Raw genomic sequence first — 12,267 nt, forward strand, 5'->3', positions numbered from 1 at the left:
AATGAGCAATTGTGGTAAATTATTTTTAATCCATCTACTGAGTTCAATATTTGTTTTTTTCTTTTCTATCAAAGGTTTTTGTGCCTTTCATGAACAATTAGCTATAAGCACTAAGGCTGTTTCCCTTGCAAATGCAGTCACTGCTAATCCGCCAGGAATAATGTCCATTCATTATAACCCCGCAGGTCTTTCTTTGCTAAAACCTGATAAATGGTTTTACTTTGGTCTGACCCTTCCTTACATAAAAAAGACATCAAAGTTCGATAGAAATCCTGACTGGCCAGGTATATTTGGCGGATTTAAAGATGATCCCATCCTTGATAAAAATGGACATGCAGAGGGAACAAATACCAGCGGTAAAATGTTCCTACCCATAATAAATCAACCAATAAACTTTTTAATTGGTCCATCTGCTGGAATTGCTTACAAACCACCTGGATCAAAATGGTCATTTGCAATAGGCAGCTATCCTCCCTTTGCTGTGGGACTCATCCACGGACATAGGAATGATCCAGTTAGATGGGGTGGCTGGGAAGTATATCAGCAACACCTAATTTATGCAGCACCATCTGTTAGCTATCAAATCAAAGATAATTTATCCATTGGTCTCTCTGTAGGGCTTGGTCAAACTGCCATGGGCGCCCAGGTAGACATGAGGGCACCTAATGAACTGGTATCCCTTACAAGAGTCCTTGCCAATGCAACTGAAGGCCTTGAAATCCCTGTAATGACTGAACTCACTCTCCCACAACCATGGTTTTACGGTGGTGTAGGGCCTTATGACAAAATGGCTTCACTTAATATAAGACTGAGAGATGATTATAGTCCTAATTACAACATTGGAATTTTGTGGTCCCCTTATAAATGGCTCAGTCTCGGCGTATGTTATCAAAGCCCCATCAAAGTTCAGTTAAGGGGGAAATATATAATAAAATATTCTAAGAACTGGCAACAAATGATAGATTGGTTTGGCAGCTCTCCTCTTCTGGTATCAACAGCTGGAATGCTGGATCTTCCAATACACTCAGTACCCTCAGAACGTGGAAGACTTACAACTGAAATAGAATTCCCTCAAAGGGTCCAGGCAGGAATAAAACTTACCCTTTTTCAAAGGCTAAATTTAATGTTTGATGTGAAATGGACAAATTGGTCAGTCCTGGATCAAGATAATTTCAGATTTGATAAGGCCTTACAACTTTTTAGGGTAGCCAAAATAAGTGGATACTTGGGTGGAAACTATAATTTAATCCTAAAGAGAGACTTCAAAGATACATTGGATTGGGCGGTTGGTTTTGAATACCTATTAAATGATAAAATAACCCTCAGGGCAGGATATGAATGGAGGGAAACTCCGGTTAGAGATAATCATTTTGACCTGTTATATGCTTTACCAGACCTCCACTTTTTTGGTGTAGGAGCCTCTATTAAACTCCCAAAAAAAATTACTCTTGATGTTGGCGGTGCTTATATATTTAATAAAGGATATAAAGTACCAGACAATTCCAGTAAAAACTTAAATTCCAATATATTTACAGATGTTGTATACAATCCCTATGCTGGAATGGACTATGAACAAGATACTGAAGTCTATATGTTATCATTATCTGCTACAATGCCATTCGAAACCTTAAAAGAGTTAAATCATGAACAAAGAACAATATTGAAAAAAGCAGGATCTATGTTGATGTTTTTTAAAGCTAAGAAAAAAGGGGAAAAACAAGTTTATATTGAAAAAGTAAAGAAGTTTTCAAAAATACAAAAATTGCATCAGGAAACTGAAACTAATAAAACAGAGAATATTGAAAAACAAGATTTAGTTGTAAAAATACCAAAAAAAATTATAAAATCTGAAGAACAAATAAAAGACTTAATTAACAATTTCATTACATGCTGGAAAAGAGCTGAGCTAGATAAATTTATATCCTTCTATGCACCATATGCTATAAAAGGTAATTTAATAGGTAGAAAAGCTATTTATAACTGGTATAAAAGGTTATGGTCAAAAAACAAACCAGATAAAATATCCATAAGTAATTTACATATAAAGAAAAATAAAAGAGGATATTGGGTAGAATTTATTCAAAAATATGAAGCAAAAAAGGGATACAAAGATACTGGTATCACGACTCTTTATATAGAAAAAATAGATGATTCCTTTAAAATTTTATATCACTACTGGAAAAAGTTAGATTTACATAAATTAAAAGCAAAATATGTCCCAGTTAATCACCAGATAAATGAAGATAAAATAAAAAACTTTGTTTATAAATGGAAAAACTCATGGAAGGCTCATAATTTAAAAGATTTTATCAAATTCTATTCACCATATGCGGTCAAAAGAAAATTAATTGGAAGGTCGAATATTTTAAATTACTATAAAAAATTGTGGGCCAGAGACTATCCAAAAAATATCTATATTGCTAATATAAATATTAAAAAAGCAAATAGGGGATATTTAGTTGAATTTATCCAGAAATATATATCTCAGAAGGGCTATAAAGATTTAGGTATTACCACATTAATAATAGAGGACACAAAAGAGGGATTAAAGATAATAAATCATCAGTTTAGACCATTAAAAGACAAAAGATTTGAAAAACTTTTTGACACCTTTATTAAATGGATAGAACTACAAAAAATGTCTAATTTAAACAAGCAGACTAAATTGTATGCTCCTTATGTTGTGACAAATAAGGGAATAGGTATTAAAACCTTATTCTCTCTTTATAATGACAAAAAGTTAAAAGAGGTTGAAGTGAGAGACATATATATCCAACATCAAAATCAGAGGTGGACTACTGAGATCAAAATGATTTATAAATATGCTGATAAAGAAGAGGAAAAGGAAGTACTCCTTTGCTGGGAAAGGGTCAACAATTCATGGAAAATTATTGTGCACTTAGATAAGTGATGTTTCAATTTTCAAGGGCCGGTGTCCCAATGTTTGGATCTGGTGATTTCTAATGTGCCCATATCATAATATTCCCCGTGACTTCTATGTCCATATTTTTGATTCCAAAAGAACCAAAGCTCTTGCCTTCACCAACTGCGGATCCCACCCTTATGGCTCCTATGCTAAAATTATGGATATCCAGGGTAAGAACACATATCTGCATCATCACACTCTCGATTTTTTGACCTGGATTAAATGGGTTATCCACTATTCCCACATCAATTCTAAGGGGAGTAGATGAATGGATTTCTGCATCCATATTTACATCGCAAAGACTCAAATAAGCAGGTCCACCACCGTCGATACCATCTTCATCGCCATAATAGAGGGTCTCAGCACTCATTTTTATACCCGCATTGTTGAATGCTATCTGGATTCCAGCCTGACCAATAATTGATTCCATGTTTCTTTCGCTAATAGCAATCAGTTTTGCTGCAGCAAAACTGGGCACTAACAAAATAATAATTAAAAGGCTGAATATATATGTATATATTTTTTTTCTCATATTCCACCTCCTGTCTACAGCACAAACCTACAGGCAACCCGGCCACCCAGTATTTTATTTTAAAAATACTGGGTCCGTAGGCTTTCCGTCCCAGGGTTACCCCTGGTTTGGCAAGCTCCTAATAGGAGGCAGCCCGGCTACCCAATACATTAAAGCTATGTATTGGGCCCGTGGCTTTCCGTCCCATGGTTGCCCATGGTTTGGCTGAAGTTTTTTGGTTTAAATCTGTAGGTTCGCTGTAGGCAACCCGGCTACCCAATACATTAAAGCTATGTATTGGGCCCGTGGCTTTCCGTCCCAGGGTTACCCCTGGTTTGGCCTACAGGAAGTGGGCAACCCGGCTACCCAACACCTTTAATTAAGTGCTGGGCCCGTGGCTTTCCGTCCCTGAGTTACCCCAGGTTTGGCTTTTAAAATCTCCCAAAACCCCAAAGGACACGGCCCTTGAAAATTGTCAAAGAACTCTGTTCAAATTATTTATTCAAAACAATATTAAGTCAAGAACTAAAAAATGAACAAGTAATCCCATTAATTTTTATCTCTAATAATCAGAAAAGGATTTCCTGTTATTTCAATATGCATATGTCCCGTGCCATAAGAACCAAAGCTTTTTCCTTCGCCGACTTCAGGCCCTACTTTTATGGCGTCTATCCTGAAATTGTTGATATGCAAGGTCATATCTTGGAGTTGAATCATTACATTCTCAATTTTTTGAGATGGATTAAAGAAATCACCAGCTACTCCAAGGTCAATTTTAAGAGGAGTTGATGAATAGATTTCTCCTTCTAACCCCACATTGCAAAGAGTTAAATAGGCAGGTTTCTGATCATTAACACCATCTTCATCACCATAATATAGGTTATCAGCATTCATTTTAATTCCTGCATTATAAAATAAGAGCTGGATTCCTGTCTGCCCACTGATTGAACCCATATGTTTATCGCTAATAACGTGCATTTTAGCACCAGCAAAACAGGGTACTGACAAAATCGCAATTAAAATACAAAAAAAGCGTACAAATTTATTAATTCTCATGTTATACCTCCTCTCTAAAAGACTATAAAAATTATAGCCTTTGATTGTTCTAAAAAACATTGTTTACAACTTACAACCAAAAAAAACTTGTGTCAATATGAATATAATTATAATATCCCGCAGGATTAGATATAATTAGGAACGAGAAAAAGGGAAGTGTTAAAGGAAAAAATAGATAAAAAATTTTAAAAAACAATATCATAATCATACGCTTTATATTAAATTATAGGGATGACTATAAATTCCATTTTTATCTTTTCTGTTATATCTATATCTGCTTAGATAGTGGTTTTATAATTGGCTCAAATAATCTTATATTTTAATCTTCAAGAATTTTTGGTCTGATAAATATCAATAATTCCCTTTTTTCTCGACTTTTGTATTTATTTTTAAATACATTTCCAACAATGGGGATTTTTGCTAAAAATGGTACCCTTTCCTGCTGTCTGGATTCACTTAATCTCTGTACTCCTCCTATTACTATGGTTTCTCCATCCTTTACCATGAGTTTTGTCTTAGCAGACTTTGTTTCAATGTCTTCTCCACCACCAACAGGGCTATCGTCAGATATGGTTATATCTAAAATCAGATTGTTATCTGGTGTTATATGAGGTATAACTGAAAGTTTTAATAGTGCATCTTGATATTGAGTTGTGGTACCACCACTTTCTGATTCAGTTTTTGTTGCTATTTTAGTACCTTGCATAACCTCTGCCTGTTGGTTATTCAAGGTCACTATTCTTGGAGAGGAAATAGTATTAACTTCTCCTTGACTCTCTCCTAATGATAATTGAGCATCTAGGGTAAAAAGCGTAGATCCTGAAATTTTGGATATATAGCCACCAATCCCAAGGGTTGTTCCAGCCTCATTTGGTAAATTTATGGCAAAGCCACTGGGAGATACTGATGAAGTTGCGGTTGTGTCTCCCTGGGTTCCATACAGACCAATGTCAAATTGTGGCCCTCCGTAGGAGGCCCCTGTATTAAATCCTCCCCCCCATTTAATCCCTAATCCCCTTTGAAAGGATTCTGTTGCATAGACCACCCGTGCCTCTATAAGTACCTGTCTCTCTGGTTGATCGAGTCTTTTAAGGACCCTCTCTATTTTTCCCACCACTTCTTTAGTGTCGCACACTATTAATTGGTTGGTCCGTGTATCATAGCTAATTGAACCCCTTTTTGTGAGAAATTTTTCCAGTTTTGGAGAAACTTCTGCAGCAGTTGTGTAATTTACTTTTAAATATTTTGTTATAAGTGGTTCCAGTTGTCGCTTTTGTTCCATTGCTCTTCTGACAAGTTCTTGTTCCTTTTGTATTTTGGATATTGGTGCAACTCTTATTATATTCCCATGTTTAACCATTCCAAGATTCTTTTGTAATAATACCAAATCCAATATTTGATCCCAGGGCACATTTTGTAATTGTAGGGTTATATTCCCCTTTACATTTTCATCAAAGATTATATTAAACCCACCTACCTTGGCCAAAAGCCTGAGAACGTGTTTTATGTCGGCATTTTGCAAATCAATACTGATTAATTCCCCTTTATATTTTTTCTTCATTCCTGGGAATAAGGTACCTTCTTCCTCATCTATGGCCATTTTTTGAGTTGTAATATCTTTTTTTCTAGATTGAGCCTCTGGCTGAAGCAATTTTAATGGCGGTACAGTTATCAAAAAATATCTTGAATTGTTTGATATATTTATAGGTTGTCTCTTAAAAAAACACAGATGAACTATCCCTCCCTTTGGACTATTCTTCAGAAATATATTTTTAATACATGATTTGAATTCTTCTAAATCATATATTTTTACAAAGGAGTCAGGGAAATATGCTTTTGGTAGTAAAATATCTAATGAGTAGTCTTTTGAACTTTTTAAAGTATAATCTACTCTGTGAGGAAATTGTAATTTGATGTATAAGTTGTTATTTTCGTCTTTTGTAAATTTCAGGTCTTGAAGAATAATTTTCTTACTTTTATCTTTCTTCTTAATTAAAATTATATTTAATCTATTTTTTTCCCTAGAAACTAAATATTGTATTTTGTTTTTTAAATAAAAATTAATAGATTTGATTTCTCCATTGCTATGGACAAAATTTATTTTTTCTAATATACTACTTAATGGAATAACTGGCTTATCTAAATTTTTAAATCCAGGAAAAAATGTTATTGAAAATAGTGGATAATTATACTTAACATCAAAAGTCTGATTTTGATTCAAATTTATATCTATCTTATTTCGGCCATTGATAACAGTTATATCAATATCTTTTGCATAAGAAAAATATGAGGATAGAACAACAATTATTACAAATAATTGTAAAAAGAAATTCTTCATCTCTATTCTCCCTCTTTCTTGTGTAATTTCAAAATAATTTCTTTATAACTTTTTTCTCCAAAAATATTAAAGGTGGGTTCTACAATAGTGACTTTATCTTTAGAAATATTCTTAACATATCCTCCATTCTGGCCTACATACGTTCCTATTTCTAATACATACGCTTTTTTGTCAGGAAGCTCTACAAGTGCCATTGGTTGAATCTTTCTGTTCTTTGAATAAGTTATACCAATCAACTTTAACTGAGTTGGATCTATTTTTTGTAATGGTCCAAGGCTCTTAACCTGCCTTTTCTTCGTTATAGACCCTTCTTTCTTAATTTTTACAAAGGGAACAAAGGGATCTGGAAGATTTTTTGCGTCGTATTTAAAAGGAGCTGGATATATCCATTCAGGCACTTCTTTTTTTTGGGTGGAATTATCCTTTAAAGAAGCTTGACCAAAAGTAAAAAAGGCTATGAATAAAGTAGTTATTGTCACTATAAGAAAAACTAGATGTCTTCTCATTACCGCTTCCTTGTTTTCCGCTTTTTTTGCTTTATTGCTTTTAGTTCTTGTTCAGTTAAAGATCTATAAATAGATAACTTACAATTAGCTGTAACCATGTGGTTTTTATTTGGGATAAAAGAAACAGAATCAAGAGTGACTAATCTATTTAAATTGGATATATGGGAAAAAAATAACATAAGGTTCGGGAAATAACCCCTAATTTTGAGTGTAAGACGTCTTTTTGCATAAAAGTCCGATCGAGTCTCAGAGCCAGGTTTAAACAAGAGAAATTCAACTCCAACATCATTTCCGAGGGTTTCTATATTTGCCAACAAATTTTCTATTTCAACTGTAGTATCTGGAAGGAGTTTTTTTGCGTAATAGAAAATTCTTTGTTTCTCTTTAACATTTATCTCAAGTTTCTTAAATTGAGCTATTTTTTTTCTCTTTAATGCTATTTGTCTATTTAACTCTTCAATGTCTTTTTCCAATGACTTTATCTGATTTTTTTTTGGATTAAAAATAAAATACCAATAACCCCCTGTCACTAACAAGATTATAAGGAGGAATACAATTATCCTGTACTTTCTTGGATATTTTTCTATGTTTTCAATAAGTTCACCTGCTTTCATTGTTTTCTTTAGTCCATGATTTTTTGGTTACTAATTTAAAACTAAATGCTACTAGATTATAACCCATTAGTTTCCTTTTTGCAGCCTGTTTTAAATATACTTCCTTTGTGTACTTTGAGTGTCTCAAATTTCTTATGTAGTGAGCCAGTATCTGGTTATCCAGGGCCACTCCTGATAGCTCTATATTTTTTTTAGAAGATAATTTTAATCTGGTAAACCATAATTTGTCTTCTATGAAATTTGTAACTAGTTCATTTAGATAAATAACAGGCATATTCTGACTCTTTCTTATTCGTTTTATTATTTTTATTTTATAATTTAATTCTTTTAATTGTTTTTTATAATTATTTACAATTTTAACTTTTTTGTTTAATAATTTATTTATATTTTGTTTCTGAGCTTTTATATTAGCCAGTTGATTGATATGATTATTGAGTCTCATATTTAGGAAATATAATAATATAGTTATAAATAGCAAGATAAAAACATATATTCCGACCTCAAATTCAATAGAAATACCTCTTTTTGTCTTTTTATAAGGATATAAATTAATTTTTATCATCTACCTTCTACCTTATTATATAAAATTTCTAAGAGCCAGACCAGTAGCAATAGCAAATTGTGGTCCTGTTGCTTTTAGATATTCCACATCAAAATTGCTAATTGGTATTTCTATTTTTCTAAAAGGATTGAGGAGATCAATATTTTTTTCTAGATGTTCTTCCATTACTTCTTTTAATTTAGGAGCTAAAGCCCCTCCGCCAGATAGATAAATATTTCCAATTTCTTTAGCTTCTGGGTTATTTGATGTATAAAAATATAATATTTTCTGGATTTCATCTATCCAATTAAGATATAGCACTTCCATTTTTTGATATATTAAAATTTTCTCTTTTGGAGCAACTGCTTTAAATCCATTTATTTTTATTTTTTCACATTCAGAAAAATTTGCATTTAATACCTCTTTTACTACATTAGTTATCTGATCCCCTCCTAGACTTAAATCCCTTATAAGCAAGGGACTGCCTTTTGAATATACACAAAAGACTGAATTAACGCTTCCTATGTCCAAAAGATATGCAGTATCAGTAATGAATTCAGGATAATTATACTCAAAACAATTGCATAAGGCAAACCCTTCAACATCTATTCCTTCTATCCTGAAATTTGCGCTTTCTATGAAATCTTTTAATTCATTCACTACATTTTTCTTACTTGCAACTAAGAAATATTCTATATCTTCAGTGTCCCCTTCTGGAGTTAAGATAAAGTAGTCCATGAATACATTTTCTATATCAAAGGGTATGTGTTCTTTTGCATGTTTTTTTATTGTTTCTTCTAATTTTTCTTTTTTTTGTTCTGTTTTAGGTAATTTAAGTCTTTTAATTATAACAGAATGTCCTGCTAAGGAAAGACTTACTTCTCTATCTTTAATTAATAAAGAATTTAAAAATCTTTTCATTTTTTCTCTTAATTTATTTTTATCTTCTAAATCTTCTTTTTTTAAAAATGTTCGTCCTACTCTGCTAAGCTTCAACCTTTTTCCATCTTTTAATAATCTAACAGTTTTTATCCACCTATTCCCGAGATCAAGACCAACACCAACCTTTTTTGCAGATATTTGAAACAGACCCATGAAATTTGCCCCTAACTTTTTTGTTTTTTGGGTCTTATGGTAAGAACCGGAACATCAGAACTTTTAACTACCTTTTCAGCAACAGAGCCAAAAAGAATTCTATCTATACCTTTTCTACCGTGTGTTCCCATTACAATTAAATCTATATTATTTTCTTTTGCATAGTTAATTATTTCTTCTGCTGCATAGCCAGTTATTACCTTTCCAAAAACCTTTGGGTTATCAGGAAAATTTTCCTTAATGAATTTCCCCATGGTCTCTTCTGCACCCTGGATAATCTCCCCTACAAAATTTTCAATTGAACTTGGGGATATTTGAAAACCCACATATTGTGATAGAGTAGGAGCAACATAGATAATATGTAAATCAGCGTCAAAGGCCTCCTGTAGTGTGTAGGCATACCTGACCAACTCTTTTGAATATTCAGCAAAATCTACTGCACATAATATTTTTTTTATTTCTTTTTTTTCCATAATTGCCTCCAGGTTTACTAAGTTTTATTTTTACAAAACCTATTAACTATTCTCTGTATAATTTTAGTGGTGGAGTAATTTGACAAAAAATTGGAACTTATTACTTTTCCTCCATAGCTTTTAACAATATCATATCCCACAATTTGCTCTTCTTTCCAATCTCCCCCTTTAATTAATACATGGGGACGTATATTTTTTATTAGTTTATAAGGGGTCTCTTCATTAAATATGATTACATAATCTACTGCTTCTAAAGCTGCTAGACAAATTGCCCTGTCCATTTCTTTGTTAATGGGTCTATTTTCTCCTTTTAGTTTTTTTACAGAGCTATCACTATTTAATCCAATTACCAAAACATCCCCAAAAGTTTTGGCTTCTTGTAGATATACTATATGTCCCCGATGCAATATGTCAAAACATCCATTGGTGAATACTAATTGTTTATTTTTTAAAGTGTTATTTTTTATTACAAGGAATTCTTCGAGTGACTTTATTTTGGATATTAAAGGATTCAACTTATCCATGTCAATAATATAAACTCTTTTTTGTCAATATTTATTTTCAGCAAAATTTCTTTTTATTGGCAATGTTCTGGAGATTTTATCTACCAAAATATCAAGATTCTCCCTGGTAAGTGCAGAAATGAAAATACCTTCAGGAAACATATGTTTCAATCTTTCTTTATCTTCCTCACCAATTTGATCTATTTTGTTTAAAACCAGGATTTCTGGAATATCCATAAGTTTCATTTCAGTTAATATCTCTCTAACTGCTGAGATTTGTTCTTCTACATTCTCATGTGATGCATCGGCCACATGTAGAATCACATCCGCTATATTCAACTCTTCTAATGTGGCCATAAAGGCTTCTTTGAGTTTTTGAGGCATGTATTTAACAAATCCAACTGTATCTGTGATTATAACCTCTTTTTCATTAGGAAAGCGAATCCTTCTAGAAGTGGGATCCAATGTGGCAAAAAGTTTGTTCGCAGTATATATATCACTTCTTGTGAGTACATTTAATAAGGTAGATTTTCCAACATTTGTATAACCAACTAAAGAGACTATTGGTAATCCCGCCTTTTGTCGTCTGAGCCTTTTATGAGCACGCTGGGTCTTAATCTTGTTCAATTCTTTTTTTAATTTTGTCCTTCTTTCTCGAATTCTTCTTCTATCCATCTCAAGTTTTGTCTCTCCTGGTCCTCTGCCGCCAATTCCACCAGTAAGTCTGCTCATAGCCCTATTTTTCCCAATTAATCTGGGCAGAGTATACTCAAGTTGAGCCAACTCCACCTGAAATTTCCCTGCCTTACTTTTTGCATGTTGGGCAAAGATATCCAGTATAAGCTGTGTCCTGTCTAATATTTTTCTTTCAGTGAGTTTAGCCAGATTATTAATCTGTGAGGGAGTAAGTTCTCTGTCAAAGATTAAGATATTTGCATCTGTCTGAAGACATAAGACCTCGAGTTCTGCAAGTTTTCCCTTACCAATTATAAATTGTGGATTTATAGATTTGACCCTCTGAATAAGCCTGCCACACACTTCAACTCCTGCAGTTTTTGCGAGTTCAGCCAATTCCTTTAAAGATTTTTCCTGGATCTCTTTAGAAGTCGTATCCACGCTCACTAACAGGGCTTTTTCTTTATTTTTTGATAATACTCCCTTCTCTATATTCCTTGAAAGTTCTTCTTCAATTGCCTGTATTGCCCCTTTGAGATTTATCTTGTCAGTATCCCAGGGCAGAATTTCTGAAAGATAATATGGCTTATTTTCGTGGTTAGAAGGAAGAATATGGGCCCACTGGAATTTTTCAGGATTACCTTGTTCTCCTACCATTAAAACTCCAATATTATCTAACCTTAAAAAAATAAGATCCATTAAGTCATCTTGAGTTAAAGGGGTCTTGCCCCTGTGGGTGTGCAAGAGTCTTATTCCTTTTAACCTACCACTTTTAACCCTTATCCTGCCCAACTCAGGAATAACTATCTTTTCATGGTCTCCAAGTATAACCTTTAAAACAAGACCCTTTCTATCTATTAAAAGACCAATCTGTTTCTTGGTCTCAAAGGTGAGTTCGGCAAGTTCCCAAGCCTGTTCTTTTGTATAAGGAAGGTCTTCTGGGTACTTTCTTTTATAAAGTTTTTGGATTCTTTTAATCAATCCCTTTGGAAGTCCTGTATCATTTCCATAGATTTTAAATCCTATAGC

Annotated in this window: 11 protein-coding genes and 3 riboswitches; of the genes, 1 reads left to right on the forward strand and 10 read right to left on the reverse strand. The window is 33.1% G+C overall.

What is annotated here, in order from left to right; genetic code table 11:
- Position 1: 1 nt before the first annotated feature.
- A complete protein-coding gene (locus ACYQ1E_RS13440) occupies positions 2 to 2,911 on the forward strand; it encodes an outer membrane protein transport protein (protein ID WP_459880409.1) in 2,910 nt (969 codons plus the stop codon).
- Positions 2,912 to 2,960: 49 nt separating this feature from the next.
- Here the strand turns inward: ACYQ1E_RS13440 and ACYQ1E_RS13445 are convergent, their stop codons facing one another.
- The 10 genes from ACYQ1E_RS13445 to hflX all read right to left on the reverse strand — a co-directional run bounded on the left by ACYQ1E_RS13445 (position 2,961) and on the right by hflX (position 12,219).
- Positions 2,961 to 3,458 carry a DUF6160 family protein gene (locus ACYQ1E_RS13445; RefSeq protein ID WP_459880411.1) on the reverse strand — a complete coding sequence of 166 codons (498 nt, stop codon included), beginning with the start codon at positions 3,456 to 3,458 and terminating at the stop codon, positions 2,961 to 2,963.
- A 29-nt stretch (positions 3,459 to 3,487) separates the two neighbouring features.
- Positions 3,488 to 3,580, reverse strand: a riboswitch (cyclic di-GMP riboswitch).
- A gap of 2 nt (positions 3,581 to 3,582) precedes the next feature.
- Positions 3,583 to 3,673: riboswitch (cyclic di-GMP riboswitch) on the reverse strand.
- Between the two features lie 113 nt (positions 3,674 to 3,786).
- Positions 3,787 to 3,876: riboswitch (cyclic di-GMP riboswitch) on the reverse strand.
- 110 nt (positions 3,877 to 3,986) lie between these two features.
- Positions 3,987 to 4,493 (reverse strand): DUF6160 family protein, encoded by a 507-nt coding sequence (locus ACYQ1E_RS13450; RefSeq protein WP_459880414.1) that lies wholly within the window; start codon positions 4,491 to 4,493, stop codon positions 3,987 to 3,989.
- Positions 4,494 to 4,812: 319 nt separating this feature from the next.
- Positions 4,813 to 6,831 carry a type IV pilus secretin PilQ gene (locus tag ACYQ1E_RS13455; protein ID WP_459880417.1) on the reverse strand — a complete coding sequence of 673 codons (2,019 nt, stop codon included), beginning with the start codon at positions 6,829 to 6,831 and terminating at the stop codon, positions 4,813 to 4,815.
- 2 nt (positions 6,832 to 6,833) lie between these two features.
- Positions 6,834 to 7,337 (reverse strand): pilus assembly protein PilP, encoded by a 504-nt coding sequence (locus tag ACYQ1E_RS13460; protein WP_459880420.1) that lies wholly within the window; start codon positions 7,335 to 7,337, stop codon positions 6,834 to 6,836.
- Positions 7,337 to 7,951, reverse strand: a complete 615-nt coding sequence (locus ACYQ1E_RS13465) for a type IV pilus inner membrane component PilO (protein ID WP_459880423.1) — start codon at positions 7,949 to 7,951, stop codon at positions 7,337 to 7,339. The genes ACYQ1E_RS13460 and ACYQ1E_RS13465 overlap by 1 nt, the downstream gene beginning before the upstream one ends.
- Positions 7,938 to 8,513 (reverse strand): PilN domain-containing protein, encoded by a 576-nt coding sequence (locus ACYQ1E_RS13470; RefSeq protein ID WP_459880426.1) that lies wholly within the window; start codon positions 8,511 to 8,513, stop codon positions 7,938 to 7,940. The genes ACYQ1E_RS13465 and ACYQ1E_RS13470 overlap by 14 nt, the downstream gene beginning before the upstream one ends.
- A 15-nt stretch (positions 8,514 to 8,528) precedes the next feature.
- On the reverse strand, positions 8,529 to 9,587 hold the full coding sequence (gene pilM, locus ACYQ1E_RS13475; protein ID WP_459880429.1) for a type IV pilus assembly protein PilM: 1,059 nt from the start codon (positions 9,585 to 9,587) through the stop codon (positions 8,529 to 8,531).
- Positions 9,588 to 9,598: 11 nt separating this feature from the next.
- Entirely contained in the window at positions 9,599 to 10,060 is a 462-nt protein-coding gene (locus ACYQ1E_RS13480; protein WP_459880432.1) for a universal stress protein, read from the reverse strand.
- Between the two features lie 17 nt (positions 10,061 to 10,077).
- On the reverse strand, positions 10,078 to 10,584 hold the full coding sequence (rfaE2, locus tag ACYQ1E_RS13485; protein WP_459880435.1) for a D-glycero-beta-D-manno-heptose 1-phosphate adenylyltransferase: 507 nt from the start codon (positions 10,582 to 10,584) through the stop codon (positions 10,078 to 10,080).
- A gap of 24 nt (positions 10,585 to 10,608) precedes the next feature.
- On the reverse strand, positions 10,609 to 12,219 hold the full coding sequence (gene hflX / locus ACYQ1E_RS13490) for a GTPase HflX (protein WP_459880437.1): 1,611 nt from the start codon (positions 12,217 to 12,219) through the stop codon (positions 10,609 to 10,611).
- Positions 12,220 to 12,267 lie beyond the last annotated feature (48 nt).

It is taken from the genome of Desulfothermus naphthae (genome assembly GCF_054657475.1).

Bases quoted from the DNA above. Each gene is read 5' to 3' on its own strand.
- ACYQ1E_RS13455 (WP_459880417.1), bottom strand. From the start codon at position 6,831: ATGAAGAATTTCTTTTTACAATTATTTGTAATAATTGTTGTTCTATCC.
- ACYQ1E_RS13460 (WP_459880420.1), bottom strand. From the start codon at position 7,337: ATGAGAAGACATCTAGTTTTTCTTATAGTGACAATAACTACTTTATTC.
- pilM (WP_459880429.1), bottom strand. From the start codon at position 9,587: ATGGGTCTGTTTCAAATATCTGCAAAAAAGGTTGGTGTTGGTCTTGAT.
- ACYQ1E_RS13450 (WP_459880414.1), bottom strand. From the start codon at position 4,493: ATGAGAATTAATAAATTTGTACGCTTTTTTTGTATTTTAATTGCGATT.
- ACYQ1E_RS13480 (WP_459880432.1), bottom strand. From the start codon at position 10,060: ATGGAAAAAAAAGAAATAAAAAAAATATTATGTGCAGTAGATTTTGCT.
- ACYQ1E_RS13470 (WP_459880426.1), bottom strand. From the start codon at position 8,513: ATGATAAAAATTAATTTATATCCTTATAAAAAGACAAAAAGAGGTATT.
- ACYQ1E_RS13465 (WP_459880423.1), bottom strand. From the start codon at position 7,951: ATGAAAGCAGGTGAACTTATTGAAAACATAGAAAAATATCCAAGAAAG.
- rfaE2 (WP_459880435.1), bottom strand. From the start codon at position 10,584: ATGGATAAGTTGAATCCTTTAATATCCAAAATAAAGTCACTCGAAGAA.
- ACYQ1E_RS13440 (WP_459880409.1), top strand. From the start codon at position 2: ATGAGCAATTGTGGTAAATTATTTTTAATCCATCTACTGAGTTCAATA.
- ACYQ1E_RS13445 (WP_459880411.1), bottom strand. From the start codon at position 3,458: ATGAGAAAAAAAATATATACATATATATTCAGCCTTTTAATTATTATT.